The 26,605-nt window shown below is 69.0% G+C and carries 17 protein-coding genes; 11 read left to right on the top strand and 6 right to left on the bottom strand.

Translation table 11 applies throughout. The features are described from left to right. Positions 1-6: 6 nt before the first annotated feature. The gene (locus J2W45_RS11815; protein WP_310132064.1) at positions 7-3,369 is read right to left on the bottom strand and encodes a LamG-like jellyroll fold domain-containing protein; all 3,363 of its coding nucleotides are present in this window, start codon (positions 3,367-3,369) and stop codon (positions 7-9) included. A 483-nt stretch (positions 3,370-3,852) separates the two neighbouring features. Between J2W45_RS11815 and J2W45_RS11810 the strand changes: the two genes are divergently transcribed. Then, positions 3,853-5,130 (top strand): MFS transporter, encoded by a 1,278-nt coding sequence (locus J2W45_RS11810; protein ID WP_310132063.1) that lies wholly within the window; start codon positions 3,853-3,855, stop codon positions 5,128-5,130. Here the strand turns inward: J2W45_RS11810 and J2W45_RS11805 are convergent. Then, positions 5,109-5,753, bottom strand: coding sequence for a TetR/AcrR family transcriptional regulator (locus J2W45_RS11805; RefSeq protein WP_310132061.1), 645 nt, complete (start codon positions 5,751-5,753; stop codon positions 5,109-5,111). The genes J2W45_RS11810 and J2W45_RS11805 overlap by 22 nt on opposite strands. Before the next feature lie 159 nt (positions 5,754-5,912). Here J2W45_RS11805 and J2W45_RS11800 point away from each other — a divergent pair, with 159 nt between their 5' ends. The 7 genes from J2W45_RS11800 (at position 5,913) to J2W45_RS11770 (ending at position 14,601) form a co-directional block, all read left to right on the top strand. Next, a complete protein-coding gene (locus J2W45_RS11800; RefSeq protein ID WP_310132058.1) occupies positions 5,913-7,592 on the top strand; it encodes an ABC transporter substrate-binding protein in 1,680 nt (559 codons plus the stop codon). Between the two features lie 99 nt (positions 7,593-7,691). Then, positions 7,692-8,516, top strand: a complete 825-nt coding sequence (locus tag J2W45_RS11795) for an ABC transporter ATP-binding protein (RefSeq protein ID WP_310132056.1) — start codon at positions 7,692-7,694, stop codon at positions 8,514-8,516. Then, the gene (locus tag J2W45_RS11790; RefSeq protein ID WP_310132053.1) at positions 8,513-9,322 is read left to right on the top strand and encodes an ABC transporter ATP-binding protein; all 810 of its coding nucleotides are present in this window, start codon (positions 8,513-8,515) and stop codon (positions 9,320-9,322) included. The genes J2W45_RS11795 and J2W45_RS11790 overlap by 4 nt, the downstream gene beginning before the upstream one ends. Before the next feature lie 71 nt (positions 9,323-9,393). Further along, positions 9,394-10,428: an ABC transporter permease gene (locus J2W45_RS11785; RefSeq protein ID WP_396427117.1), complete on the top strand. Its 1,035-nt coding sequence runs from the start codon at positions 9,394-9,396 to the stop codon at positions 10,426-10,428. A 2-nt stretch (positions 10,429-10,430) separates the two neighbouring features. Next, entirely contained in the window at positions 10,431-11,465 is a 1,035-nt protein-coding gene (locus J2W45_RS11780) for an ABC transporter permease (protein ID WP_310132051.1), read from the top strand. Then, positions 11,462-13,828, top strand: coding sequence for an exo-beta-d-1,3/1,6-glucosidase (locus tag J2W45_RS11775; RefSeq protein ID WP_310132048.1), 2,367 nt, complete (start codon positions 11,462-11,464; stop codon positions 13,826-13,828). Before J2W45_RS11780 ends, J2W45_RS11775 begins: the two co-directional genes overlap by 4 nt. Before the next feature lie 32 nt (positions 13,829-13,860). After that, complete coding sequence (locus J2W45_RS11770; RefSeq protein WP_310132044.1) at positions 13,861-14,601, top strand: SDR family oxidoreductase; 741 nt, start codon at positions 13,861-13,863, stop codon at positions 14,599-14,601. Positions 14,602-14,616: 15 nt separating this feature from the next. Here the strand turns inward: J2W45_RS11770 and J2W45_RS11765 are convergent, their stop codons facing one another. Next, positions 14,617-16,233, bottom strand: a complete 1,617-nt coding sequence (locus tag J2W45_RS11765; RefSeq protein ID WP_310132043.1) for an outer membrane protein assembly factor BamB family protein — start codon at positions 16,231-16,233, stop codon at positions 14,617-14,619. Next, positions 16,230-16,823, bottom strand: coding sequence for an RNA polymerase sigma factor (locus J2W45_RS11760; RefSeq protein ID WP_310132041.1), 594 nt, complete (start codon positions 16,821-16,823; stop codon positions 16,230-16,232). Before J2W45_RS11760 ends, J2W45_RS11765 begins: the two co-directional genes overlap by 4 nt. A gap of 161 nt (positions 16,824-16,984) precedes the next feature. On the opposite strand from J2W45_RS11760, the gene J2W45_RS11755 reads away from it, so the two are divergent. The 3 genes from J2W45_RS11755 (at position 16,985) to J2W45_RS11745 (ending at position 25,503) form a co-directional block, all read left to right on the top strand. Beyond that, complete coding sequence (locus tag J2W45_RS11755; RefSeq protein WP_310132039.1) at positions 16,985-23,128, top strand: beta strand repeat-containing protein; 6,144 nt, start codon at positions 16,985-16,987, stop codon at positions 23,126-23,128. A gap of 116 nt (positions 23,129-23,244) precedes the next feature. After that, the gene (locus J2W45_RS11750; RefSeq protein WP_310132037.1) at positions 23,245-23,661 is read left to right on the top strand and encodes a GNAT family N-acetyltransferase; all 417 of its coding nucleotides are present in this window, start codon (positions 23,245-23,247) and stop codon (positions 23,659-23,661) included. Between the two features lie 42 nt (positions 23,662-23,703). After that, complete coding sequence (locus J2W45_RS11745; protein ID WP_310132035.1) at positions 23,704-25,503, top strand: DEAD/DEAH box helicase; 1,800 nt, start codon at positions 23,704-23,706, stop codon at positions 25,501-25,503. Between the two features lie 89 nt (positions 25,504-25,592). On the opposite strand, the gene J2W45_RS11740 is transcribed toward J2W45_RS11745, so the two are convergent. Continuing rightward, the gene (locus tag J2W45_RS11740; RefSeq protein WP_310132032.1) at positions 25,593-26,204 is read right to left on the bottom strand and encodes a putative glycolipid-binding domain-containing protein; all 612 of its coding nucleotides are present in this window, start codon (positions 26,202-26,204) and stop codon (positions 25,593-25,595) included. Next, positions 26,201-26,590 carry a VOC family protein gene (locus tag J2W45_RS11735; RefSeq protein ID WP_310132030.1) on the bottom strand — a complete coding sequence of 130 codons (390 nt, stop codon included), beginning with the start codon at positions 26,588-26,590 and terminating at the stop codon, positions 26,201-26,203. Before J2W45_RS11735 ends, J2W45_RS11740 begins: the two co-directional genes overlap by 4 nt. Between the last annotated feature and the right edge of the window lie 15 nt (positions 26,591-26,605).

The following is a 26,605-nucleotide window of genomic DNA, read 5'->3' as shown; positions in this document are numbered from 1 at the left end:
CGGTGACTACTTCGTGACCGTGACGGTCATCGTCTTGCTGCTGGTCGTGCCGGCCGCGTTGGTGAAGTCGACCCGGTACACGTACGTGCCCGTGTCCTTCCCCGCGACCGCCAGGGTGGCAGTCTGCGCGTTCGGCGTCGCAGCGGTCAGGGCGCCCTGTCCGACCACCACTCCGTTCTCGTAGAACGTGTAGGAGGTGGCGTTGGTGCCCCACCACATGTTCGCAGTGACCGTGTAGGTGCCGCCGCCGCTCCGGTTGTCGTTGCTCAGCACCGGGGTGCCCGGGTTCGCCTGCGTCACCGCGACCGTGGTCGAGGTGGTCGCGGTCGTCCCGTTGGCGTTGACGAGCTGGCCGGTGTAGACGTAGGTGCCGTTCGTCTTGCCCTGGACCGGGATGCTGACGCTCTGCGCGCCGACGCCGCCGAAGGTCAGCTGCTTGGTGGCGATCAGCGTGCCGTTCTCGTAGAGCCGGTAGATCGATCCCTCCTCGCCCCACCACAGGTTCATGACGACGTTGTAGTCGCCGTCCTTCAGCCCGGTGTCCCATCCGTTGTCGTTCGAGAGAACGGCCTGGCCCGGCTTGGTGGTCGACCCGTCCGGGACGGTGACGGGTGCGCTCCAGCCGGAGACGGCGCTCTCACCGACCGCGTTGACCGCCGAGACGGCGAACGTCGCGGTGTCACCCGGCCAGACCCCGGTGACGGAGGCTGATGTCGCGTCGCCGCCGACGGTCGCGACCGGGTCGGTCGTGCCCTGCCGATAGATGCGGTATCCGGTGATCGGAGTCCCGCCGTTGTCCGCCGGCACCGTCCAGCTGACCGTCACCGCGGAGGATGTGGCCGTCGCCGCGACACCGCTGGGGGCGGTGGGCGCGCTGACGGCGTGCAGCGTCCAGAAGTGGTCGGCGGTCGCAGCATCCGTGGCCGACGTGTTGTTCGTCGAGGAGCTGCCGGGGACGACCGTCCCGTTGCGGCCACTGCCCGACGAGTCGACGAGCGTCGCGCCGCCGGTCTCATCGAACGCGTAGTGGACGACGTCGCCGTTGCCCGCCTGCCCGGAGGCCAGCGTGGCGACCTCCGCCGCACTCAGTGCCCGGCTGTAGATGTTGAAGTCGTCGACGGTCGCATTCAGGGCGGGGTCGCCGCCGTACTGCGATTTGCCGATGTAGTTCTTCGTGCTCTGGCCGAACGCCGAGGGGTGGATGGTCATGGCGGAGTTGGTGGCGACCACCTGACCGTTCACGTACAGCGTGCCCGTCGTCCCTGCCACCGTGACGGTCACCAGGGACCACTGGTTCAGGGGCAGGGTCTTCGTGCTGCTGTTGAGGCGCTGCTCGCCCCCGGCGCCGCTCGTGGTGATGGCGTAACGCAGCTCGGTCCCATCGTTCAGCGTCAGGAACATGCTGGCGTTGCTGCTGGAACCGATGTCGAACAGGCGCTGCCACGAGGCGTTGCTGGCCGGGTTCACCCAGGCCGACACGGTGTAGTCGCCGCTGAGGCCGCTCACCGATCCGGTCGGGAGGGTTGCGTACGCCGTCGTGTTGCAGAACGACAAGGCCGAGCCGATCTTCCCGGGCTGGCGCGCACCGGTCGCCGTGCAGCCGGAGGTCGACGATCCGTCCGTCCATTCCACGACACCCGCACCGGATGCCTTGCTCATGCCGGCGACGGCCAGGACGAGTCCGGTGCCGTAGTTCGCGAGCCGGATGTTGCCCTTCCCGTCGGGCACCGCCTGCCAGAGGTGGTCATCGGTGCCGCTGTCGCCCCACACCACGGCGGGCGTGCCCGTCGCACTCGCGCCGCCTTGGATCCCGAGGACGAGACCCGTCGCCGGGTTGACGATCTTGTAGAGGCCCGAGCCCGCAGCGACGAACTTCCACGTCTGGGTGCTGCTGCCGCCGGCGGCGGGGGTGGCCTGGACGGCCGCGGTTCCCGCGGTCGTGCCGGACGCCTGCGTGTCGAGGGCGAGCCCGCTGTTCACGTTGGTGATCGTGTAGGTGCCCGACAGGTCCGTGGTGTTGTCCGACGCGGGGGTGACCACGATGTGGTAACCGTAGGCCGGGTTCATCACGACGGGAACGGTGATGGAGCCGTCGGCGCCGACCGCGTAGTTGGTGCTGGAGATCGTGGTCGGTCCCGCCACCGCTGTCGTGCGGCCGTAGGACGGCGTGTACTCGAGCTTGACGTTCACCTGCGAGCCCAGCGAGAGCTTGTCCAGTCCGGCGACCGTGATGCCGGCCGTTCCGGAGGTCCCGCCGGTGATCACGTCCACCTCCTTCTTGTCGGAGGTGACGCTGGCCGCCGCGTCGAAGTTGGTGTTGCCCGGCGGAGTGGTGGTCACCATGTCGCCGTTCATGTCCGCGTACCACTTGTAGAGCCAGTACGCCCCGTTCGGGCTGCCGCCCTGACCGGTCAGCAGGTCGCCGAGGGCGCCGGACTGGTTCCAGAAGGCGAGCTCCGCGTCCCGGATCCCGAGGCGCTCGAACTTGGAGATGTAGCCGACGAGGGAGCCGGGGATGCCCACCTCCGCGGGAGCGGCGTACTCCTCGATGTCGATCGGGCGGCGCTGGATGCCCAGCGCGTCCTCCATGGCCTGCACCTTGGCGACATCGCCGGCGATCTTGGACGAGGTCTCCAGTTCGTGCCAGGCGAGGACGTCGGGAACGGTGTTGGTCGCGACGGCGTTGTTCAGGAAGTTCTGCATGTCGCTGATGTTGTCGGACAGGCTCGGTCCCTGGATCGGCGTGGTCGCATCCAGGCTGCGGATGAGGCGGTACGTGTGGGTCCAGAAGTCCTCGAAGGTGCCGTTGGAGGCGAGCCACGTGTTGTCGGCCTCGTTCCACGGCGCGTAGGCGGCGAGGTTGGTCATACCGGACGCTTTGACCTGCTGGATCTGGTCCGTCACGACCTGATCCCAGTTGCTCCAGCTGAACTGGTACGGCCATCCCGCGTAGTAGTCGGAGAGGCGGTCGACGACCTTGGCGCCGGCGTTCGCCGCCTTCTGCCACGTCTTGCCGATGTCGCCCGAGCCCTGCTGGTGCCCGCCGATGGGCATCATCACGAAGGTGTTCGGCTTGATCGCCTGCACCAGGCTGTCGGAGGGGGTGGTGGCGTTGGCGAGCCCGTAGAGCGAGCCGGTCGCGACGTGGCTGACCGGCCGGAACGGCTGGTCGGCGTGCACGACGAGGGTGGATGCGGCCGTCGGGGCCGCCTGAGCGGGGAGCGCGGTCAGGGCGCCGCCGGCGGCGAGGATCGCCGTTCCGGCGAGACCGGCGGTGAAGCGAAGCGCCCGGCTTCGCCGCCGTGAGGTGCGGAAGGATTCCGCTCCGCGGTTCGGCTCTGTGCGCCGTTCCGCTGATGGGATGGACATGCGTGATCTCCGTTTTTTCGAGGATGGGACAGGCGTCGCGTCACACGCGGAAGGCGCGGACGAGGGCTGCCGGCTTTCGTCCGGCGGACGCAGGCGGAGCGGAGTTCCTCTGTGATCGGAGAGGGTCTTCATGGTGGGATGCTCCCTTGCATCGCGTCGGCGACTGTCGGAGTCTGCCGGGGAACGTTAGCTGTCGAACCGGTTCGACAATTAACGTTTGAAAACTAAACCCGGCACGTATGTTCCGTCAAGGTTTTTTCGCGCGAGGTGCGAATCGATGCCGCAGTATGCCGAGGATTGCGCGAATCGGGGGGCGACCGAGACGAAGGGCACAGCGACTCCCACCATCTCGTGGGCTGATCGAGGCTCGGCACGTCGTCTCGTCGAACCGCTTCGATGTCCGAATGCCGTAGCCACACACACCCCTCTCCGGGTCCATGATGCAGGGGTGACGAGTCGGACCAACCCGAGCGGTCGCGGGTCATGAACCCCGCGGCCCGCAGGGTGCAGCGCGTCTACCTGACCCTGATGCTCGGCAACACGCTCGCCGCGTCGTTCATCTGGGGGATCAACACGCTCTTCCTGCTCGATGCCGGGCTCTCCAACTTCGAGGCATTCGCCGCGAACGCGTTCTTCACCGCCGGGATGGTGATCTTCGAGATCCCGACCGGCGTCGTCGCCGATACGGTCGGGCGGAAGGCGTCGTACCTGCTGGGCACGATCACGCTGTCCGTCACCACCGGGCTGTACTGGATGCTGTGGCTCTGGCACGCGCCGTTCGTCTGGTGGGCGATCGTGTCGGTCCTGCTGGGCCTCGGCTTCACGTTCTTCTCCGGCGCGGTGGATGCATGGCTCGTCGACGCCCTGGCGTTCGCCAAGTACTCCGGGAGCCTGGAGGCCGTGTTCGGGCGCGGGCTCGTGGTGACCGGCATCTCGATGTTCGTCGGGTCGGTTCTCGGCGGCATCATCGCTCAGGCGACCAACCTCGGGGTGCCGTTCCTGCTGAGGGCCGGGATCCTGGTCGTGATGCTGGTGTTCGCCGCCGTCGCGATGAAAGACCTGGGCTTCACGCCCGACCACTCGATGGGTCCCGTCGCGGCGACCCGGAACGTGCTGAAGCAGTCGATCGATCACGGGCTGCGCAAGCGGTCGGTGCGCTGGATGATCCTGTCGGCGCCGTTCGCGTCCGGCGTCGGCATCTACGCCTTCTATGCGCTGCAGCCGTACCTGCTGGAGCTCTACGGCGACAAGACCGCGTACTCGATCGCCGGATTGGCTGCGGCCATCCTGTCCCTGGCGCAGGTCGCGGGCGGTGTGCTCGCTTCACGCATCCGGCTGCTCTTCGCCAAGCGCACGACGACGGTGATCGGGGCATCGCTGACGAGCATCCTGGTCCTCGTGGCACTCGGGCTGACCAGCCTCTTCTGGCTCGCGGTCGCCCTGCTCGTGATCTGGGGGTTCGTGTTCGCGGTGGCTGGGCCGGTCCGTCAGGCCTACCTGAACGACATGATCCCCTCGAAGCAGCGTGCGACCGTTCTGTCGTTCGATTCCCTGTTCGGCAGTCTCGGCGGGGTGTTCATCCAGCCGGCGCTCGGACGCGCTGCCGACCTCTGGGGCTACGGCACGTCGCTCGTCATCGGAGGCGTGGTCGAGCTGATCGGCATCCCGTTCCTGTTCGCCAGCCGGCGCCAGAACGACCCCGCCGACACCCGGAAGGTGCAGACGGACCCCGCCGACTCTCAGCCGTCGCCGCGCACGTAGGAGGAGATTCCCGGCCCGCCGCGGAGGACACCGTTCACGATCGCCTCGATCGCGAACTCGCTCGCGCCCCCGAGGTCGATCGCTGTCGGATCGAGCAGCCACTGGAGCTGGAGTCCGTCCATGACGGCGAGGATGGACGCGGACGCCTTCGCGATCGTGTCCGGCTCGGTCACGCCCTCCTGGGCGCAGAGCGTGCGGAAGGCGTCCGCGACCTCGCCGCGGAGCACGCGGTAGCGGTCTTCGAAGAAGGTCTTGGCGGGGTGCTCGTCGGTGACGGACTCGGCCGAGAGGACGGTGTAGACCTGCACGATCCCCGCGCGCAGGGCGTTGCGCTGCGCGGTGGCGACGAGGTGCGCGAAGAGCGCCGGGCCGTCGGGGATGCGGCGGGACTCGAGGTGGGCGACGTCGTCGCGGTCGCGGAACTCGAGCATCTCCAGCAGCAGGTTCTGCTTGGAGCCGAAGTGATGCAGGACGCCGGCATGGGTGATGCCGACCTGCTCGGCGACGTCGTTGAGCGTCCCGTTCACCGATCCCTTCGTGCCGAAGGTCTCGATCGCGGCGCGCAGGATCTCCGTGCGCTTGCGCTCCGTTTCCGGGCGCGTGTGAGTGCTGCCGCTGCTCATGGGGCTCTTCTCTGCTGACTCCGCGCGGGCTGGTTGCGTGGAAGCTTACCAGCCAGTAACCTCACTCCAGCTTGCTTACTTTCTGACCAGTAAGCAAGGCACCGCAATCCCGCAGCATCACCAGGGCACAACGGACGTGTCCGCCATGAAGGAGAAGCAATGAGGCTTAGGAAGTACCTGATCACGGCATCCGCGATCGCGGCCGTCAGCGCCATCGCGCTCACCGGCTGCTCGTCGAACGGCTCCAGCGGCGCAAGCAGCGCGAGCGGCGGTTCGCTGACCGTGGCCAAGCCCGATGGCGCGGCCATCCTGGCGACGCAGATCAACAACCCGTTCATCAGCACCGGCTCGGGCATGTCGCTCGGCTACGACCGGATGATCTACGAGCCCCTCGCGATCGTGAACCCGGTCGGCAAGAACGAGACCACCCCGTGGCTCGCCTCGAAGGTCGAGTGGAACTCCGACTACACGCAGCTCACCGTCACGCCGCGCAAGGGCGTGAAGTGGAGCGACGGCAAGCCGTTCACCGCCGACGACATCGTCTTCACGTACGAGCTCATCAAGAAGACGCCCGCCCTCGACCTCGGCGGCCTCAAGCTGTCGGCCGCCAAGGAGGACGGCGACAAGGTCGTCCTCACGTTCGACGAGTCCAAGTTCGTCAAGCAGGGCGACGTGCTCCAGGTCCCGATCGTCCCCGAGCACCAGTGGAAGGGCATCGCCGACCCGACGAAGGACGCGGTCAAGAACGCCATCGGCACCGGTCCGTACACGATCAAGAGCTTCTCGTCGCAGGGTGTCGTGCTCAACGCCCGCGACGGCTACTGGGGCGGCAAGGCTCCCGTCGCGCAGCTGAAGTACCTCGAGTACAACGACAACACCGGCCTCCTCCGCGCACTGCAGAGCGGCGAGACCGACTGGGCGCAGATCTTCATCACCGACTACCAGAAGAACTACGTCGACAAGGACCCGAAGCACAACGTGTTCTGGGGCGCGAACGTCCTCAGCCCGGACATGATCGTGGTCAACACCACGAAGGCGCCCTTCAACGACGTCGCGTTCCGCAAGGCGGTCAACATGGTCGTCGACCGCAAGGCGCACGCCGAGAAGGCGCGCGGCAACGCCGGCCCGGAGCTCACCAACGTGACGGGCATCCCGCAGCCGACCGGTGACCAGTACATCGCCTCGGAGTACAAGGACAAGAGCTTCACGATCGACGTCGAGGGCGCGAAGAAGGTGCTGTCGGACGCCGGCTACACCTGGAAGAGCGGCGCGCTGATCGACCCGTCGGGCAACCCGGTCTCCTTCACCCTGCAGGACCCGCAGGGCTGGAACGACTACGTCACCGGCATCCAGCTGGTCGCGACCCAGATCAAGAGCACGCTCGGCGCCGACGCGAAGGTCGCGACCCCGGACGCCGACACCTGGTTCGCGAACATCGGCTCGGGCGACTTCCAGGCCGCCCTCCACTGGACGGGTTCCGGCTCCAACCCGTGGCACATCTACGACGACGTCATGAACGGCAGCTACCTGCAGCAGGCGGCCGACGGCAAGGTCTCGGACAACTTCGGTCGCTACGACAACCCGGAGGCCACCGCCCTGCTGAAGGAGTACGCCCAGGCGTCGGACGACAGCGCCCGCACCGAGGCCTTGAACAAGCTGCAGAAGATCTTCGTGGACGACGTCCCGGCGATCGCGATCGGCACCCACCCGCAGCTGGCCCAGTACAACACCCGGAAGTTCACCGGCTGGCCGAGCGAGCAGGACCAGTACGCCACCGCTGACCCGACCCAGCCGTCGGCGGTGCAGGTGCTGATGAAGCTCAAGCCCGCGGGCAAGTAAGGGCAGGAAAGCACTCAGCCCCGATGCGTCCGGGGCGGACGGAGGCCTCTGCGCCCGAGTCCGCCCCTGGCGTTCCGCGGACAGCACGAAAGCGACGCCATGACAGACTCCCTTCTCTCTGTACGCGACTTCTCGGTCGTGTACGACGTCGACCCGCCCGTCGCGGCGGTCACGAACGTCTCCCTCGACATCAAGCGCGGCGAGATCGTCGGGCTGGCCGGCGAGAGCGGCTGCGGCAAGACCACCCTCGCCTACGGCGTCCAGCGCCTGCTCAAGCCGCCGGCCGTGATCACCAGCGGCGACGTCGTCTTCCACGACGAGAGCGGCGAGGACATCGACATCAACGCTCTGGATGCGGAGCAGATGCGCCGCTTCCGCTGGGACAAGGTCTCGATGGTGTTCCAGGGCGCGATGAACGCCCTCAACCCGGTCGCGACCATCGGCTCCCAGCTGGAGGACGTGTTCCAGGTGCACCGCCCCGGCATGAGTCGCGCTCAGCGCAAGGCGGAGGTCGTCGAGCTCCTCGAGATCGTGAAGGTGGGCGCCCAGCGCGTCCGCTCCTTCCCCCACGAGCTCTCCGGCGGGATGCGCCAGCGCGTCATGATCGCCATGGCGCTCGCGCTCCGCCCCCAGCTCATGATCATGGACGAGCCGACGACGGCTCTGGATGTGCTGGTGCAGCGCGAGATCCTCAAGCAGATCTCGCAGCTCCGCCACGACTTCGGTTTCTCCGTCGTCTTCATCACGCACGACCTCCCGCTGCTGCTCGAGATCAGCGACCGCATCGCGATCATGCGCGAGGGCGAGATCGTCGAGCTCGCGACGGCCGAGCGGATCTGGAACGACCCGCAGCACGAGTACACGCAGAAGCTGCTCGAGTCGTTCCCCCGGCTCACAGGGGAGAGAGGAGTGGTGGTCCGATGACCACGCTCGAATTCAGGAACGTCACCAAGATCTACAACGTCCGCGGGTCGGGGCAGCTGAAGGCTCTGGACGACGTCAGCTTCACGCTGGGCCCGGGCCAGACCATCGGGCTGGTCGGCCAGTCGGGCAGCGGCAAGTCGACGATCGCGAAGATCCTCACCCAGCTGGAGACCCCGACCCGCGGCGAGGTGCTGCTCGACGGATCTCCGGTTCCCCGCAGCGGCAAGGGTTTGCGGCGCTACCGTCAGCAGCTCCGGATGGTGTTCCAGGACCCGTTCGCGTCGCTCAACCCGTCGCACTCCATCCGTCACCACATCGAGCGCCCGCTGCTGCTCGACCACGTCGTCCCGCGCGCGGACGTCGACGCGGAAGTGCGGCGGCTGCTGCGCCGGGTCCGGCTGGACGCGGACGCCGTGATCGACCGTCGCCCGCACGAGCTGTCCGGCGGCCAGCGGCAGCGCGTGGCCATCGCCCGCGCCCTGGCGTCGCGGCCGGCGCTGCTCGTCGCGGACGAACCGGTGTCGATGCTCGACGTGTCCATCCGGCTGGGGGTCCTGAACCTCCTGGCCGACCTGCAGCGCGAGGAGGGACTCGGCGTGCTGTACATCACGCACGACCTGGCCACCGCGCGCCACTTCAGCGACGAGATCATCGTGCTCAATCAGGGCCGGATCGTGGAGCACGGGACGGCGGACGACGTCATCCTGCGGCCGCAGGACCCGTACACGCGCGAACTCCGCGCCGCCTCGCCGGACCCCGAGAACCACTTCGGGCTGACCGCCCAGACTGCAGGAGGTGCGCAGTGAGCGCCGAAGCGACGACGTCCCCGGCCGGCCTGACGCCGGCCGACCCGAACCGCGCGCCGGCGGACCCCACGCTGGTCGGGACGACCGCGACCCGCGCCGAGCGGGGCCGCGCGCGCATCCCGTGGCGCTTCATCGGCGGCCGCACGGCGTTCTACGCGTTCACGCTGTGGGCCGCGATCACGATCAACTTCTTCATCCCCCGCCTGATGAAGGGCGACGCGGTCGACTCCTACATGGCGCGGAGCCAGGGGCAGCTGACGCCGGACGCGGAGAAGGCGCTGCGCCTCCTCTTCGGCCTCGACAAGTCCGTGCCGCTCTGGCAGCAGTACGTCGACTACTGGAACATGCTGCTGCACGGCAACCTCGGCGTCTCCATCTCGACGGGCATGGCGCCGGTGGGCGACGCGATCGCCTCGGCCCTCCCGTGGACCCTGGGCCTCGTCGGCTTCGCCACCGTCGTCTCGTTCGTCATCGGAACGGCCTTCGGCGCCGTCATCGGCTGGAAGCGCGGCGGCCGGCTCGACGTCTTCGTGCCGATCACCACGTTCCTCGGCACGGTCCCGTACTTCTGGCTGGGCCTCATCCTCATCGCCGTCTTCTCAACCACGCTGGGCTGGTTCCCGGCCGGGCACGCCTACGAGCTGGGCGTCGAGCCCGGCTGGAACGCCGACTTCATCGGCCAGGTGATCTCGCACGGCGCACTTCCCATGGCGACCATCGTGATCGTCTCGCTCGGCGGATGGGTGCTCGGGATGCGCAACATGATGCTCACCGTGCTGGACGAGGACTACATCACCGTCGCGCAGGCGAAGGGGATGCCGAACCGCCGCGTGCTCTGGCGCTACGCCGCGCGCAACGCGGTGCTCCCGCAGATCCAGAGCTTCGCCCTGGCGCTGGGCTTCATCGTGAGCGGCACGATCGTGATGGAGATGGTGTTCTCGTACCCCGGCATCGGTCTCCTGCTGCTCAACGCGACCAACGCGAAGGACTACGCGCTCATGCAGGGCATCTTCCTCGTGCTGGTCCTGGCGGTGCTCATCGCGAACATCATCGCGGACATCGCCTACGCCATCCTCGACCCGCGCACCCGTCAGACGGAGGCCTGATCATGACCACCCCGAGCACCTACCATCTGAAGGCCGTCACCCCGGCGCCGGCCCCGGCGAAGGCCACCTTCTGGTCGCAGCTGAAGTCGTCGCTCGCCATGTTCAGCAACCGCAAGTCGGCGACCGGGCTGATCATCCTGGGCGTGTTCGTGCTGGTGGCGATCTTCGCGCCGCTGATCGCCCCGTACGACCCGAACGCCCAGCACCTGGACGAGACGCTCCAGCCGCCGTCGTTCTCGCACCTCCTCGGCACCACCCACATCGGCCAGGACGTCTTCAGCCAGCTCGTCTACGGAACCCGCGGCGTGCTCGTCGTCGGCTTCCTAGCGACGATCATGGCGACCGTCGTCGCGATCGTCGTGGGCGTCACCGCCGGCTACCTCCGCGGCTGGAAGAGCGAGTCGCTCTCGGCGCTCTCGAACGTGTTCCTGGTCATCCCGGGCCTCCCGCTGATGATCATCGTCGCGTCGCAGTTCGAGGACCCGCCGCTCGTGCTCATCGCCGCCGTGCTCGGTCTGACCGGCTGGGCCTGGGGCGCGCGCGTGCTCCGCGCGCAGACGATGTCGCTTCGCAACCGCGACTTCATCCAGGCCGCCCGGGCGAACGGCGAACCGCTGCACCGGATCATCCTGGTCGAGATGCTGCCCAACCTGCTGGCGATCATCGCCTCCAGCTTCGTCGGCACCATGACCGCGGCCGTGCTGGGCCTCACCACCCTCGCCTTCATCGGCGTCATCCCGGTGTCGAACCTCAACTGGGGCACCATCCTGTTCTGGGCGCAGCAGAACAACGCGTTCCCCGACTACTGGTGGTGGTACGTCCCGGCCGGCCTGTGCATCGCCCTGCTCGGCGTCTCGCTGGCGCTGATCAACTTCGGCATCGACGAGTACGTCAACCCCCGCCTCCGCTCGGCGGGCGAGCGCGCCCGTGCGATGAAGCGCAAGGGCATGAACCTCAACGCCGCCGTCACCCAGGTGCGCACACCGTCCACCACGGCCTCCCCGGCCGGAACCCCACCGGAGAGCACCACCGCATGACCTCGATCCTCACCGAGACCGCGACCGACCCCGCGAAGGAGGCACTCCCCTACCAGGACCCGACGCTCAGCACCGCCGAGCGGGTGCGCGACCTGCTCGGCCGGATGACGACGGCCGAGAAGATCGGCCAGATGCTGCAGCTGGATGCGCGCGACGACCTCCGCGACCACATCCTGCGGCGACACGTCGGCTCGATCCTGCACACCTCGCCGGAGCGCATCCTCGAGGCGAACCGCCTCACCGCGCAGACCCGGCTGCGCATCCCGCTGCTGGTCGGGGAGGACTGCATCCACGGGCACTCGTTCTGGCCGGGAGCGACGATCTACCCGACCCAGCTCGGCATGGCCGCGTCGTGGGATGCGGAGCTGATCGAGCGCGTCGCGCGGGCCAGCGCCGAAGAGGTGGCTGTCACGGGCGTGCACTGGACGTTCTCGCCGGTGCTGTGCATCGCCCGCGACCTCCGGTGGGGCCGGATCAGCGAGACGTTCGGCGAGGACCCGTTCCTCATCGGAGAGCTCGCCAGCGCGATGGTGCGCGGATACCAGGGGAGCGGCCTCGACGACCCGACCGCGATCCTCGCGACGGCGAAGCACTTCGCCGGGTACTCGGAGACGCAGGGCGGGCGGGATGCGAGCGAGGCGGACATCTCGCGGCGCAAGCTCCGCAGCTGGTTCCTGCCGCCGTTCGAGCGCGTGGCCCGGGAGGGCTGCCGCACCTTCATGCTCGGCTACCAGAGCACGGACGGCATCCCGATCACGGTCAACGACTGGCTGCTCAGCGAGGTGCTGCGCGGCGAGTGGGGCTACACCGGCACGCTCATCACCGACTGGGACAACGTGGGCCGCATGGTCTGGGAGCAGAAGGTGCAGCCCGACTACGCGCACGCGGCCGCCGCGGCGGTCCGGGCCGGCAACGACATGGTCATGACCACGCCCGGATTCTTCGAGGGTGCGTTGGAGGCGGTCGAGCGGGGGATGCTGGCGGAGGACGCCTTCGATGCGGCGGTCTCGCGCATCCTGACCCTGAAGTTCGACCTGGGGTTGTTCGAGGATCCGCGGCTGCCGTCGCCTGCGCTGGACGAGGTGGTGGGCAGCGCCGCGCACGCCGAGCTGAACCTGGAGATCGCGCGGCGGTCGATCGTGCTGCTGGAGAACGACGGGACGCTGCCGCTGGAGGCGACGGCTCCGCTCCGCGTCGCGGTCGTCGGACCGCTCGCCGATGACGCCCAGACGCAGCTCGGCGACTGGGCCGGCGGATCCGGCCAGGCCGGCTGGCTCGACGGCCAGCCGCGCGAGATGATCACGACGGTCCTCGACGGGCTGAACGCGATCGACGGATGGAGCGTCCGGCACGCCCGCGGCGCCGACATCCTCACGCTCGCGGAGGACTCCCGCGGCGCGACGTTCCCGGACGGACAGCCGCGACCGCCGGTGGTCGAGCCGACGCCGGCGGACCCGCGCCAGATCGCGGAGGCGGTCGCCGTCGCAGAGGAATCCGACGTGGTGGTCGCGGTCGTCGGAGACCGGATCGAGCTCGTCGGGGAGGGCCGCTCGACGGCGACGCTGGAGCTGATCGGCGGGCAGAATGCTCTGCTCGACGCCGTGATCGCGACCGGCACCCCTGTCGTCGTGGTGCTGCTCGCATCCAAGCCGCTCGTGCTTCCGCCGTCGGTCGCGAGGGCCGCCGCCGTGCTGTGGGCCGCCAACCCGGGGATGCTCGGGGGGCAGGCGATCGCCGAGATCATCGCCGGCCGCGTCGAGCCGTCGGGGCGCCTCCCGATCTCGTTCGCCCGTCACGTGGGCCAGCAGCCGACGTACTACAACCAGCTCCGCGGCCAGCACGGCGACCGCTACGCCGACCTCACGCAGGCGCCCGCCTGGGCGTTCGGCCAGGGCCTGTCGTACACGACGGTCGAGTACGCGGACCTGTCGCTCGCGCGGGCGTCGCTCGGGATGGAGGACGAGATCGCCGCCGAGGTGACCCTGCGCAACACGGGGGACCGGTCGGTCCGCGAGACGGTGCAGGCGTACGTGAGCGACCTGGTCACCAGCGTGAGCTGGGCCGACCGCGAGCTGAAGGCGTACCGGCAGGTCGACCTGGCGCCGGGCGAGTCGGCGCGGGTGACGCTGAGGCTCCCGGTCGCCGACTGCACCATCGTGGACGCGGACGGGATCCGGCGCGTCGAACCCGGAGCGTTCGAGCTGCAGGTCGGCCGGTCGTCACGCGACGAGGACCTCCTCCGTGCGCGGTTCGAGGTGAGCGGAAGCTCGACGCGTGGGCGACAAGAACGTCTGATGCGCACCGGAGCAGCGTCGACAGGAGGAGAACTCGAGGGTGGCGCAGCGTCCTCGACGGAGGTGTAATACCGCTGTCCGAATGGCTCGAGGAGGGACTGATGTCTGATTCGCAGACCCCCCGTGTCGCGCTGGTGACAGGCGGCTCGGGCGGTATCGGCAAGGCGACGTGCGAGCGCCTCGCGACGGCGGGTATGGCGGTCGCGGTGCACTACGCGGGGAACCGATCGAGAGCGGAGGCCATCGTCTCCGCCATCGTGGAGTCCGGCGGACGGGCGATCGCCGTGGGAGGGGACGTCGCCGATGAGGCCGACATGGTGGCCGCGTTCGACGCGGTCGAGGCGGAGTTCGGCGGGGTGGACGTGGTGGTGAACACGGCGGGGATCATGCTGCTGGGACCGCTCGCGACGTTCAGCCTCGACGATCTCGACCGGATGCACCGGATCAACATCCGGGGCACCTTCGTGGTGTCGCAGCAGGCGGTCCGGCGGGTCCGGCCGGGTGGCGCCATCATCAACTTCTCGACGTCCGTGTCCAAGCTGCAGTTCCCGGGGTATTCGGCGTACGCAGGCAGCAAGGGGGCGGTGAACGCGATGACGCTCATCATGGCGCGCGAGATGCGGGGCCGGGATGTCACGGTCAACGCGGTCGCGCCCGGACCGACGGCGACGGACCTCTTCCTCGACGGCAAGAACGACGACGAGGTGGGAGCGCTCGCCAAGGTGTCGCCGTTGGAGAGGCTGGGCACCCCGGAGGACATCGCCGAGACCGTCGCGTTCCTGGCCGGACCCGGGCGCTGGGTCAACGGTCAGATCGTCTACGTCAACGGCGGGGCGATCTGACGGGGTGACGGCGGCTCAGCCCAGTGCCTCCAACCGGTCGCCCTCCAGTCGCACGAGGTAGCCGCCCGCGAAGAACACGTAGCCCGGTGCGGAGGCGGTGGAGGTCCAGAGCTTCGTGCCCGATTTCCGGTAGTACGCCGTGATGCCGCCGTTCGGCGGGGCTGACAAGACGTAGGTGTTCTCAGGCCCGAAGAGAAGCCCGACCCCGCTCCCCACATCGGGAAGCGGCTGGGGTGCACCCGTCGCCGCCGCGAAGGTGCAGGTCCCGGTGCCGTCGTGCTGGACGATGATGGCGTGCTTCTCGGCGTCGAGGAAGACGGTGACCAGGGGCGAGGATTGCCCGGCGACGGCTTTCAGTCCGCATCGGGTTGCGGGCGCGGACCAGCGGACCGCTCCGGAGCTCGAGTCGATGATCGTCACCTCAGAGGTGGAGACGGCGGCGATGAGGTCGGTTGCGCCGAGGCTGGTCGTATCCGCACCCGGAGTGCCTGTCATCGAGTGGACGACGTACACATCGGAATCCGGCGGAAGCTGCCGGGTCCACGTGGTTCCCCCCGACGAGTCGAGACCCGTGAGCTCGGAGGGCCGCCCCGAAGCGTCGGACTTGGTCACGACCGCCGGATGGGACTCCGTGTCCAGAGAGGCGTTCGCACTCCATACGAACGGGTCCAACCGCCCCGTCTCAAGGTCGAGTCGCGCGCTCTCGTACGGGGAGCCCTGAGCGTCGGGTGCATACAGCTGGATCTCGACCGGAAGGAAGTCCGTCTCTCCCACCATCGGAAAGACGTCGGCGCTCTTCCCGGGGATCCCCATGGACCAGCGGGGCGTGCTCGTGTCGCGGGGGTCGACCCGGACGATCGAGTCAGGGGTGGTCATGACGATGTCGCCCGAATCGCCCGGCACCGGCACCGCGTTGAGGACGACGTCGCTTTTCTGCCCTGCGAAGTCGCCCAGAGTGCGTCCCGAGGCGAGGTCGACGACCTCGTGCGGTCCGTCTGCCAGCGACTGGTCGGCGACGAGGACCCGACCCGACGTGCCGAGCACGATGACATCGACGTCGTAAAGGGGCTCAGCCCGCCACGACCACTCCCTCGACCAGATGGCCGTGCCCTGCCGGGTGTCGACCAGGGACAGTGAGACGTGCTGCAGGTCGTCGTTGCAGTCCGGGGTGCCGTCTCCGACGACATGGGCTCCGAGCTTCACCAGGGCCAGCCCGTCCGCGATGTCGTAGACGCGGCGCTGCTCGCACTGCCGCCCGGTGCCCGGGAGATCAAGCGACCACGGAGCTGCTCCGAGCTCGTCGATGTCGTGCCGCTCGATCGGGGTGGTCTGCACGGCGAGCGGACGGCTCGACGGTGTGGCGGTCGGCGTCGGCGTGGGTGTCGGCGTGAGCGTGGTGCTCGGCGTCGGGACCGGCGCGGGGGCCGGATCCGGCGACCCGAAGTGCAGGGCGCCGCTGAGCGCGAGCGCGGCGGTCCCCCCGGCGAGGAGGGCGGCCGCGCCGACCAGGCCGCCGAGCACGGCGAAACGCGCGCGAGAGGGACGGGTCGGTGCGTTGGCGACGGTCTCGTGGAGGATGTCGCGGAGGATGGCGCTGCGCGCCGGGTCGAAGGCGGGGCCGGTGGCGGTCATTCTGCACCTCCTTCGAGGGCGGGGTGGATCGGTTCGGAGACGAGGGTGAGATCGCCGAGACGGCGCTTGGCGCGGGAGAGCCGGGATTTGACCGTCCCGACGGGGACGCCGAGGGCGCGTGCCGCCTCGGCGAGCGGAAGCTCCTCCAGCACGCACAGCGTGATCACGTTCTGATCGGCGCTCGACAGGGTGCCGAACGCGTCGCGGACGCGCCGGTTCCGTTCCCTGTTGTCGAGGTCGTCGGCGACGCCGTCCGCGTGATCGGGCTCGTGCCGGGCCTCGGACATGCGGGCCAGAGCCGTGCGGTGGCGGCGCTTGCCGCGTTCGAGGTTGTGGACGGTGTTGTTCGCCGTGACCAGCAGCCAGGCGATGATCGAGCCGTTGACGACCCGCACGGCGTCGCGACGGCGCCACGCCTCCAGGAAGACCACGGCGGTGACGTCTTCGGCGTCGTGCGGCTGGCGGACGAGCCGCAGCGCGTGACCGTAGACGCGGTCGCGATGCCTGTCGTAGAGCGACGTGAACGCGTCGGGATCCCCGTCCCGCGCCCGGGACCAGGCGTCCGCCTCGTCCGATCCAGCGTTGTTCATATCCCCTACTGTCCGATGCGCCGCAGAGGTTCCATCATGAACCGCGCCGAGTCGTGGACCCCGACCGGGGTGAAGCCGGGGTGAAATTCCGGCTCTCAGAGCTACCTCCCAGGTAGCTTCCCGTTTGACGGCTCATCGGGTGAGCAGGATGGGATGCCTCTGTGTCGATTGTCGCGGACAGCAGTGGAAGAAGTGCGCAGCCGGTGCGGCGCGCGGCACTCAGGGTCGCAGCGTTCCTCGGAGTGCTCGCGGCCATCGTCGGCCTGACCATGGGACTCGGCGCACCTGCGTACGCGGACGCGAGCATCACGATCACCCCGTCCTCGTCGACCGTGAAAAGCGGCCAGGCCGCGACGTTCACCGTCGTCGTGTCGTGCAGCACGACCGGCGGGTGCGCGAACACCACCGTCAGCTTCCCGACGACCACGCTGACCGGAGACGGGCCGACGAACGACTTCGCGAGCTGGGTCGGCAACTCGACCTGCTCGGGAGTGACGAAGACCGTCGGCACCGGGGTCGTCACGTTCAACTACGGCACCGTGCCGACGGGCGGGATGGGATGCAACTTCACGGTCACCCCGCCGGAGTACTTCACCTACAACAACGCGCAGCTCACCATCACCCCGACAGTCGCGTACACGGGGTTCGCCGGCGCGGTCGCGCCGACGCCGGCAGTGCTGACGGTCACCGCCGGTCGCAACGTCAAAGCCACCCTCGCGGCCACGCCGACGACGGTTCCGGGTGGCGCATTCTCGTTCAGCGTGAGCCTCGACTGCACCGCCGTCCGACAGCAGCTCAGCGGCGACATCGGGACGAGCAGCGTCTCGTTCACCGTCACCTTGCCGACCGGCTTCACGGAGACGACGCTGCAGCAGACCCCGTCGGGGACGCCGCCAGGCGCGATCCTCGCCTACGACGTCGCGAGCCGCACCGTCTCGTACTCGGACCCGACAGGCGCGACCTGCGCGGACCCGAAATACGGATCCACCGCCGGAGGCGGCCCAGGTGGCACGGTGCCGGTCATCAACATCAACGGGACCGTGACCACAGACGGGTCCTCGCCGACGCCGGTCGGTACAACGCTCTGTGCAAGCCTGACAGGCTCGGTCACATACGTCGACTCGACGCCGGGGACCCTGACCGCCGGTCCGAGATGTGCGACGGTCTCGAGTCCTGTGCCGGCGGACTTCGTTCAGAAGGCCAGCTACACGACCTCGTTGTACAACGGCGGCCAGTACAGCGTCGGAGGATTCGGGACGCCGCTCACGCCCTATACGTACCCGGGCAATTGGGACGGATCCGGCAGCACCGCGTTGTTCGACATCCTCCTCCGCTCCAACGGCGCGAACGCCGGCGCCGACTTCGCCGTCCGAGACCCGATGCCGTGTCTCAGTGCCGGCTCCGGCGCCGTTTACAGCTCGCTCGCTCCTGGCGCACCCTACTGCCAGACGCCGCTCTACGTGCCCACCGCTGTCACTGTCGCCGGCTTCGTGCCCCCGACCGGAACTCCGCTGACGCTGATCCACCCGGACGGGAGCACGGCGACCGTGGCGTACGCGGCCGGTGCCGGGTGGACGATTCCGACCGATCTGCCCATCGCGGAGATCGACGTCCCCCCGATTGCGAGCCAGGGCTCCAACCCGGCTGGCGGCCTCACCATCGAAGTGCGCGGATATGCGTCCGCAGCGGCCGAGGCGCTCGGCCCGATCGTCCTCACGAACACGGTGACGAGCCAAGCTTTCAAGGTCGGGGACTCGACCCCTCTCGCCACCGACACAGGCTCCGCTTCGATCATCGTGGAGAACTCCGGCGCACAGGGCAGAGCGATTTTGAACCCGGTCGTGAACGCCACCTACAACGGGGCGACGACGTGCACGGAAACGGTCGCGTTCAACAACACCACAGCATCGAACAACTCGGTCGAGATCACCACTGCGCCCTCGCAGCAGATCACGGTGGATTACCTCGCGCCTGAGGCGGCGGTCGTGACGGCTGGGGCGACCACTCCCATCAAGCTGGTGCTGGCCCACAGTTCCGGCTCCAACTACGGCCAGGTCACAACCTTCTCGGGCGCGCGCAGCTACTCCGCGGGCACGATCACGGCTGTAATGACGCCGAACTTCAACGGCACCGGTCGCACCTTGTACGAGTGGACGATCCCCGCCGGCGTCGTCCTCCAACCTGGCGACTATGAGATCCAGCAGAACCCGCTCACCGTCCAACTGCCCGGCGGTTGCGCGGGCGTGTACCAGAACGACATCACCGTCGGATACGGCGGTGCTGCCGCCCTGACGGCGTGCATCGACCACTCGACCAAGAACCTCGCCGCACCATCGGCGGGCGTGCCGAAGAACCCGACCGCGAACAGCGATCTGACCTCCAACGGCATCGGCACCTCGAACTACTGCGGCATGTCGGCCCCACTCGCCGTCGCGGCGATCAACCCTGCGTTCGCCGTGGACAAACAAGTCCAGGGCAACCTCGACGCAGCCCCCGTCGGCTCCGGCGGGATCGGCACGGTCAGCCCGACGGGAGGTGCGGCGACCTACACGGTCAGCTTCGCCAACACCGGCGCGGCGAACTTGGACAACCCGGTCATGTACGATCTCCTGCCCCGGGTCGGCGACACGGAGGCGAGCTCGACGAAGGCGCGGCAGTCGCAGTTCCGCGCGACTCTGACGTCGCTCGGGACCCTGCCCGCCGGAGTGTCCGTCCAATACTCCACCGCGGCGAATCCCTGCCGTCCCGAAGTGCTGGCGAGCAACCCAGGATGTGTCAACGACTGGTCGTCGACGGTTCCGAGCCCGGTGGGGGCCACCACGGCGCTGCGATTCGCGTACGACGGCACCGTGTTCGTGGCGGGCGACGCGGGCACCACCCGGTTCAGCATCTCCTACACCGTCTCCACCCCGAACGCGACCGTCGGAAGCGTCGCCTGGAACAGCGTCGGTACGACCGTGTACTCCGGCGCGACGCCCCTTGCGACCGCTGAGTCGTCGTACACCGGTCTGCAGGCGACCCAAACCCAGCCGCAGATCGTGAAGGCGACGTCAACGCCTACCTACAGCGCCGCCGGCGACACCGTGTCGTACACCTTCCAGGTAACCAACAACACGGCGGTGACCCTATCCGGGGTGACCGTGACGGACGCAATCATCGACGGGGCACCCGGCGCGGCGGCGCCCACTGTCACCTGCAGCTCTCGCTCGACGCCGGCAGCGACGTGCTCCGGAACCTCGACGACGCTCGCACCGGGACAGGTCGGCACCTTCGTCGCGACCTACAAAGCGACCGCGGCAGACCTCGACTTCGGCCACGTCACCGACCGCGCCACCGTGACGGCGCAGCCGCCGACGGGCGGAGCGCTCACCACCGTGTCGAACTCTGTCACCGTAAACGCCGTCCCAGCGCCGGCCATGACACTGCAGAAGACGGCGAGCCCGACAACCGTGGACACGGTGGGCCAAACGGTGACCTGGAGCTACAAAGTCGCCAACACGGGCAACACGACGTTGAGCGGCGTCACCGTGGTCGAAGGCTCGTTCAGCGGTGCGGGTCTGAGTGCGGTCAACTGTCCGACGACGACCCTGGCTGCTGGAGCAGCCACCACCTGCATCGCCACCTCAACGGTCACCCAGGCCGATATCGACCGGGGAACGATCACAAACACTGCCGCGGTCACCGCGGCCACCCCGGCGGGTCAGGCCGTCTCCTCTGCCGACAGCACCGCGGTAGTGACCGCGACGCGCGCCCCGGCGCTCACCGTCTCTAAGACGGCTTCGCCTGCGACGGTGACCGCTGCGGGGCAGGCGGTGACATTCCGTTTCGTGGTGACGAACACCGGCAACACGACGCTGAGCAGCGTGCAACCGGTGGAGCAGAGCTTCAGCGGCAGCAACCCGTTGGGCTCGATCAGCTGCCCGAGCGCCACGCTGGCGCCTAGCGTGAGCATGATCTGCACCGCCGCGTACACAGTCAGCCAGCTGGATGTGGACCACGGCGCGTTTGAGAACACCGCCAACGCCACCGCCACCTCACCGGGCAACGTGAACGTGTCCTCGCTGGCAAGCACCGCCCTGGTCACCGCAAACCAGTCCCCGGCGCTGACGCTGACCAAGACCAGCACCCCGACGTACGTCACCACGGCGGGCCAGACGGTCACGTACCAGTTCGCCGTCCGCAACGTCGGCAACGTGACGGTCACCGGAATCGACGTCGAGGAGCAGACGTTCACCGGGGCTGGAACGGTGTCGGGGATCACCTGCCCCGTGACCACCCTCGCGCCCGCCGGGTCGACGGTCTGCACGGCCAGCTACACCGTGCAGCAGGCCGACATCGACCGCGGGACGATCACGAACTCCGCGTCCGCCACCGGCATCGACCCGAGCGGCGGGGCGCTGCCCGACGTCTCGAGCTCTGCGATCGTCACGGTCGCGCAGGTGCCCGGCCTCACCATCCAGAAGTCCGCGACACCGGCCCAGGTGAACGCGCCCGGCCAGGTCGTGCAGTACAGCTTCGAGGTCGGCAACAACGGCAACGTCACCATCAACGGCGTGACCGTGAAGGAGGTGTCGTTCACCGGGACCGGTTCAACAACCGGGGCAGGGAACCTGGATCAGCCCACGTGCCCGCAGACCAGCGTGGCACCGAACGCGACCATGACCTGCACCGCCGCCTACGCGGTCACCCAGGCCGACATCGACGCCGGAACGATCGTCAACACCGCGGTGGCGACCGGCACGGACCCGGGCGGCGCGACGACGACCTCCCCCACGTCCACCGCGACGGTGACAGTGGCTCAGGCGCCGGCGCTGGCTCTCACGAAAACCGCTGATGTGGCCAGTATTTCGGCGGCGGGGCAGAGCATCCACTACAACCTGCATGTGACCAACGCGGGCAACGTCGTAGTCACCGGCATCGTCGTCGGCGACCAGGCGTTCACTGGATCCGGTCTCCCTGGGCAGATCCAGTGCCCGCGCACCGACCTCGCCCCCGGCGCGTCGATGGACTGCTCCGCCGCCTACGCGGTCACGCAACAAGACATCGACCGCGGTTCCATCACGAACACCGCCGTCGCGTCCGGGTCCGCCCCGAGCGGCGCCCTGGTCACCTCGGATCCGAGCAGCGCGAGCGTCATGGCGGTTCAGTCGGCCGCGCTGACCGTCACGAAGTCCGCCGATCGGGCGACCGTGGATGCCGCCGGCCAGGCCATCACGTACCGCTTCCTCGTCACCAACACCGGTAACGTCAGCGTCGCTGCGGTCGCTGCACACGAGCTGGCCTTCACCGGCACCGGCACGGTGTCCGCGATCAGCTGCCCGTCGACGACCCTTGCGCCGGACGAAGAGACGACGTGCGTCGCCACCTACCGCGTGACTCAGGCCGACATCGACGCGGGCAGCATCACGAACACCGGCGACGCGACGGCGACCGACCCGGCGGGCGCGAACGTCGCCGCGACTTCGGCTCGGGTCACGGTGTCCGTCGACCGGACACCCGGCCTCGCACTGACCAAGACGGCCGACGTCGCCTCGATCACCGCGCCGGGGCAGGCCGTGACCTTCCGGTTCCACGTCGCGAACACCGGCAACGTCACGGTCAGTGGGGTGGATGTGGTCGAGGGCACCTTCACCGGAAGCGGTCCGCTCGTCCCCAGCGGCTGCACCGGCACCCTGGCGCCGGGGCAGGTGGTCGACTGCTCGGTGAGCTACACCGCGACCCAGGCGGACCTGGATCGCGGCCGGATCGATAACACCGCCACGGCCTCCGGACTCGACCCTGACGGCGCCGCCGTGACGTCCGCCGCCTCGACGGCAACGGTCACCATCGCGCAGCATCCCGCGCTCACCTTGGTCAAGCAGGCGGATCGTGACAGCGTCAGCGCAGCTGGCCAGAGCATCCGGTACACCTATCGGATCACCAACGACGGCAATGTCACGCTGGCGAACGTCGCCGTCGTGGAGCGCGCGTTCACTGGCACCGGGCGGCTGTCGGTCGACTGCCCGACGGGGCCGCTGGCCCCTGGCGGAGAGGCGACCTGCGCCGCGACCTATGACGTAACCAGCGCCGACGTACAGTCGGACGCGATCGTCAACACCGCGGTCGCGACCGGCGCCGTCCCGCTGACGCTGGTATTGGCGACCTCGCAGCCATCGACCGCCCGGGTGACCGTCGACGCCGACCGGCCCGTCGGGCTGGCTTCGACGGGTCTGGACAGAGTTCCCGCCCTGGTGGGCGCTGCATTCCTCCTGGTCTCGGGAAGCGCGCTCGTCCTCGTCAGGCGGCTGAGGCGACGCCTGCGGTAGGCGGTGGACGGGATGCGGGCGGCATCGTCGATCCCCGGTGGCGCGCACCCTCCCGCCGGGGATAGCGTTCCCTCATCCCGCGCATCCCGTGCGGGCGGTTCGGGCAGGTGATGACGATGACTGATGGGGCGAGCGGCGACTTCGAGTACCCGGATGAGGCCGGCTATCCGGATGGAACCGGGACGCTCACCGAGACGCAGCGCGTGCTGATCGACGAGGTGACGTCCAACGCGCCCGCGCAGCCGGGCATCGACTTCTTCGTCGTCAAGAACGAGGAGTCGCAGACGTACGACGCCGTCAGCGGGGACACCCTGGTCGGCGGGATCACGTACGCGCGGCACGGCGACGTGGTCACCGTGATCGCCACGTCCGTGTTCCCCGAGTTCCGCGGGCAGGGGGTCGCGACCGCGCTGATCCAGCGCGTGCTCGACCAGATCCGCGACGAAGGGATGCGCGTGAAGGTCGAGTGCCCGATCGTGAAGTCGTTCATCGAGCAGCACGCCGAATACCGGGATCTCGTCGCCGAGGACTGACTCCGGCAACACGCCGCCACGTCCGGGGACTACCGTGGGACGGTGACCACGCCAGATTCCGCCACCGACGAAGCCCACGTCGACGCCGAAGCCGCCGACGACGCGCCGACCTTCTCCTCGCTGGGGCTGGAGGGCGCCGTCCTCAAAGCGCTCAAGGACGTCGGCTACGAGACCCCGTCCGCCATCCAGGCGGCCACCATCCCGCCGCTGCTGCAGGGCCGTGACGTCGTGGGCCTGGCCCAGACCGGCACGGGCAAGACGGCCGCGTTCGCGCTGCCCATCCTGTCCCGCCTCGACCTGTCCCAGAAGAGCCCCCAGGCGCTCGTGCTGGCGCCCACGCGCGAATTGGCGCTGCAGGTGGCCGAGGCCTTCGAGAGCTACGCCACGCACATGAAGGGCGTGCACCTGCTGCCGGTCTACGGCGGGCAAGGATACGGCGTGCAGCTGTCCGCGCTGCGCCGCGGCGTCCACATCGTCGTCGGCACCCCGGGCCGCATCATGGACCACCTGGAGAAGGGGACGCTCGACCTCTCCGAGCTGAAGTACCTCGTGCTCGACGAGGCGGACGAGATGCTGAAGATGGGGTTCGCGGAGGACGTGGAGACCATCCTCGCGGACACCCCGGACGACAAGCAGGTCGCCCTCTTCTCGGCGACGATGCCCGCGCAGATCCGCCGCATCTCGAAGAAGTACCTGCACGACCCCGAAGAGATCACCGTCAAGTCGAAGACGACCACCTCGGCGAACACGACACAGCGGTACCTCGTCGTGTCGTACTCGCAGAAGGTGGATGCGCTCACGCGCATCCTCGAGGTGGAGAACTTCGAGGGGATGATCATCTTCGTCCGCACCAAGAACGAGACCGAGACCCTCGCGGAGCGGCTGCGAGCCCGCGGTTACTCGGCGGCGGCCATCAACGGCGACGTCGCGCAGGCCCAGCGCGAGCGGACGGTCGACCAGCTCAAGTCGGGCAAGCTCGACATCCTGGTGGCGACGGATGTGGCGGCGCGCGGGCTCGACGTGGAGCGGATCAGCCACGTGGTCAACTTCGACATCCCGGTCGACACCGAGTCGTACGTCCACCGCATCGGGCGCACCGGCCGGGCCGGACGCAGCGGCGCGGCGATCAGCTTCGTCACGCCACGTGAGCGTCGGCTCCTGACCGCCATCGAGAAGGCCACGCGCCAGCCGCTCACGCAGATGCAGCTGCCCAGCGTGGACGACGTGAACGTCACCCGCCTCGCCCGCTTCGACGACGCCATCACCCAGGCGCTCGCGGCGGAGGAGCGGATCTCGCGCTTCCGCGAGATCATCGCCCACTACGTCGAGCACCACGACGTTCCGGAGGCGGACGTGGCGGCGGCGCTCGCCGTGGTCGCCCAGGGCGACGAGCCGCTGCTGCTCAGCGAACGCGACGAGCTGGCGCCGCCGGCGGAGCGCGAGGGCCGGGGCGACCGGGCCGGCGGAGCCGACCGCGCGGGCGGCCGGGGAGCGCGGGCCGACCGCGGCGACCGTCCGGGTCGGCGCGAGCGGAACGACACCCCGATGGCGCCGTACCGCCTCGAAGTCGGCAAGCGCCAGAAGGTGGAGCCGCGCCAGATCGTCGGCGCGCTGGCTAACGAGGGCGGCCTGAGCCGCGAGGACTTCGGGCACATCCGGATCATGCCCGACTTCAGCATCGTCGAACTGCCCGCCGACCTCCCCGGCGACACGCTCTCGCGACTCTCCGGCACGCGCATCGGCGGCAAGCTCATCCAGCTGCGCCCCGACCGCGGTCGCGGCGGCCGCGCCTCCTCCTGGCAGAGCGACGACCGCCCGCCGCGCAAGCCGCGCCGCGGCTGACGGCGGCCGCCCCCCTCCCGCACCGTCGAGGGGTCGCGCGCCCATAACGGCGTGTTGCGACCCCTGGATGTCTGGCGGAGGATGGCCGCTCAGCTGGCTGCCGGGGGTACGGCGCCGGTGGCGAGGCCCGGGTAGTGCGTCACCACGCCCAGCTCGTCCGTCACCAGGTCGGCCGTGAAGTCGCCCGACCCGGTTCGGAAGGTGATGACGCCTCCCTGCGATGCGTAGACCTGCTCGCTTCGCACGACGCGGAGTGAAGGCACCTCGACCCACGCCGTCGCGATCCGGGTGGGTGCTACGTCGCCGCGCAGCAGCCCGAGTCGCCGGATCGGCATGGTGTTGGTCACCGGGCACAGCCCGAGATCGCAGTCGACGGCGTCGGCGAGGGATGCGCCGGGCGTGAGACCCGGCGGCTCTGCGGGGCCGCCGGTTGATCTCTCGGGGTGCGCGGCCCACGCGCCGCGCGCATCCATCGTCAGTTCGAGCGAGCGCCGCCACGTGTCCGCGGCGACAGTGACGGTGATCCGGCGCGTGATCCAGCCGGGCCCGACGTCCAGGGTCCACGCCGCCGCGTAGGCGCTCGTGAGCGAGGTGCCCTGCGCCGTCAGCGAGCTCTCACCGAAACGGAGGTCGGCGATGTCGAACCGGGATGCGTCGTCCAGCCCGATCCAGCAGTACCGTCGGGGCGGTTCCGGGCTCATCGCCTGTCATCCTGCGCCGGGACCACGGAACGGAAGCCGATCAGCCCGACCGTGTTGCCCTCGCTGTCGGTGAGGAACGCGTGTACCTCCTCCTGCCCGGCCGGCCCCAGCGTGTCGTCGTCGTGCCGGAAGATCACGTGCGGCTCCGTGGTGATCGTGGCGTGCGGCCGCATTCGTTCTACGGCTGCATCGACGTCGTCCACCTCGAAGTAGATGAGACTGCTGGGCGCGGCCCGATCGATCAGCAGCCGCATCCCGCCGCCAGTGAAGAACACGAGGCCGGGAGGGTCGAACACCGCGGCGACCGGCTGCTCGAGAAGCAGCGAGTAGAAGTGAGCGGCCCTGTCCAGGTCGACGGCCCGCTGGGCGATCTGACGGATGCGCATGACCCGATGGAACCG

It is taken from the genome of Leifsonia shinshuensis, assembly GCF_031456835.1.
GTDB classification, from domain to species: Bacteria; Actinomycetota; Actinomycetes; order Actinomycetales; family Microbacteriaceae; genus Leifsonia; species Leifsonia shinshuensis_C.
Note: the sequence above shows the minus strand (reverse complement) of the source record. Positions and strands in the feature narration are given on the sequence as shown.

What these genes read in the sequence shown, in the direction of transcription:
- J2W45_RS11795 (WP_310132056.1), top strand. Translation starts at nt 7,692, where the DNA reads ATGACAGACTCCCTTCTCTCTGTACGCGACTTCTCGGTCGTGTACGAC.
- J2W45_RS11740 (WP_310132032.1), bottom strand. Translation starts at nt 26,204, where the DNA reads ATGAGCCCGGAACCGCCCCGACGGTACTGCTGGATCGGGCTGGACGAC.
- J2W45_RS11765 (WP_310132043.1), bottom strand. Translation starts at nt 16,233, where the DNA reads ATGACCGCCACCGGCCCCGCCTTCGACCCGGCGCGCAGCGCCATCCTC.
- J2W45_RS11750 (WP_310132037.1), top strand. Translation starts at nt 23,245, where the DNA reads ATGACTGATGGGGCGAGCGGCGACTTCGAGTACCCGGATGAGGCCGGC.
- J2W45_RS11735 (WP_310132030.1), bottom strand. Translation starts at nt 26,590, where the DNA reads ATGCGCATCCGTCAGATCGCCCAGCGGGCCGTCGACCTGGACAGGGCC.
- J2W45_RS11810 (WP_310132063.1), top strand. Translation starts at nt 3,853, where the DNA reads ATGAACCCCGCGGCCCGCAGGGTGCAGCGCGTCTACCTGACCCTGATG.
- J2W45_RS11760 (WP_310132041.1), bottom strand. Translation starts at nt 16,823, where the DNA reads ATGAACAACGCTGGATCGGACGAGGCGGACGCCTGGTCCCGGGCGCGG.
- J2W45_RS11770 (WP_310132044.1), top strand. Translation starts at nt 13,861, where the DNA reads ATGTCTGATTCGCAGACCCCCCGTGTCGCGCTGGTGACAGGCGGCTCG.
- J2W45_RS11775 (WP_310132048.1), top strand. Translation starts at nt 11,462, where the DNA reads ATGACCTCGATCCTCACCGAGACCGCGACCGACCCCGCGAAGGAGGCA.
- J2W45_RS11800 (WP_310132058.1), top strand. Translation starts at nt 5,913, where the DNA reads ATGAGGCTTAGGAAGTACCTGATCACGGCATCCGCGATCGCGGCCGTC.
- J2W45_RS11780 (WP_310132051.1), top strand. Translation starts at nt 10,431, where the DNA reads ATGACCACCCCGAGCACCTACCATCTGAAGGCCGTCACCCCGGCGCCG.
- J2W45_RS11815 (WP_310132064.1), bottom strand. Translation starts at nt 3,369, where the DNA reads ATGTCCATCCCATCAGCGGAACGGCGCACAGAGCCGAACCGCGGAGCG.
- J2W45_RS11790 (WP_310132053.1), top strand. Translation starts at nt 8,513, where the DNA reads ATGACCACGCTCGAATTCAGGAACGTCACCAAGATCTACAACGTCCGC.
- J2W45_RS11805 (WP_310132061.1), bottom strand. Translation starts at nt 5,753, where the DNA reads ATGAGCAGCGGCAGCACTCACACGCGCCCGGAAACGGAGCGCAAGCGC.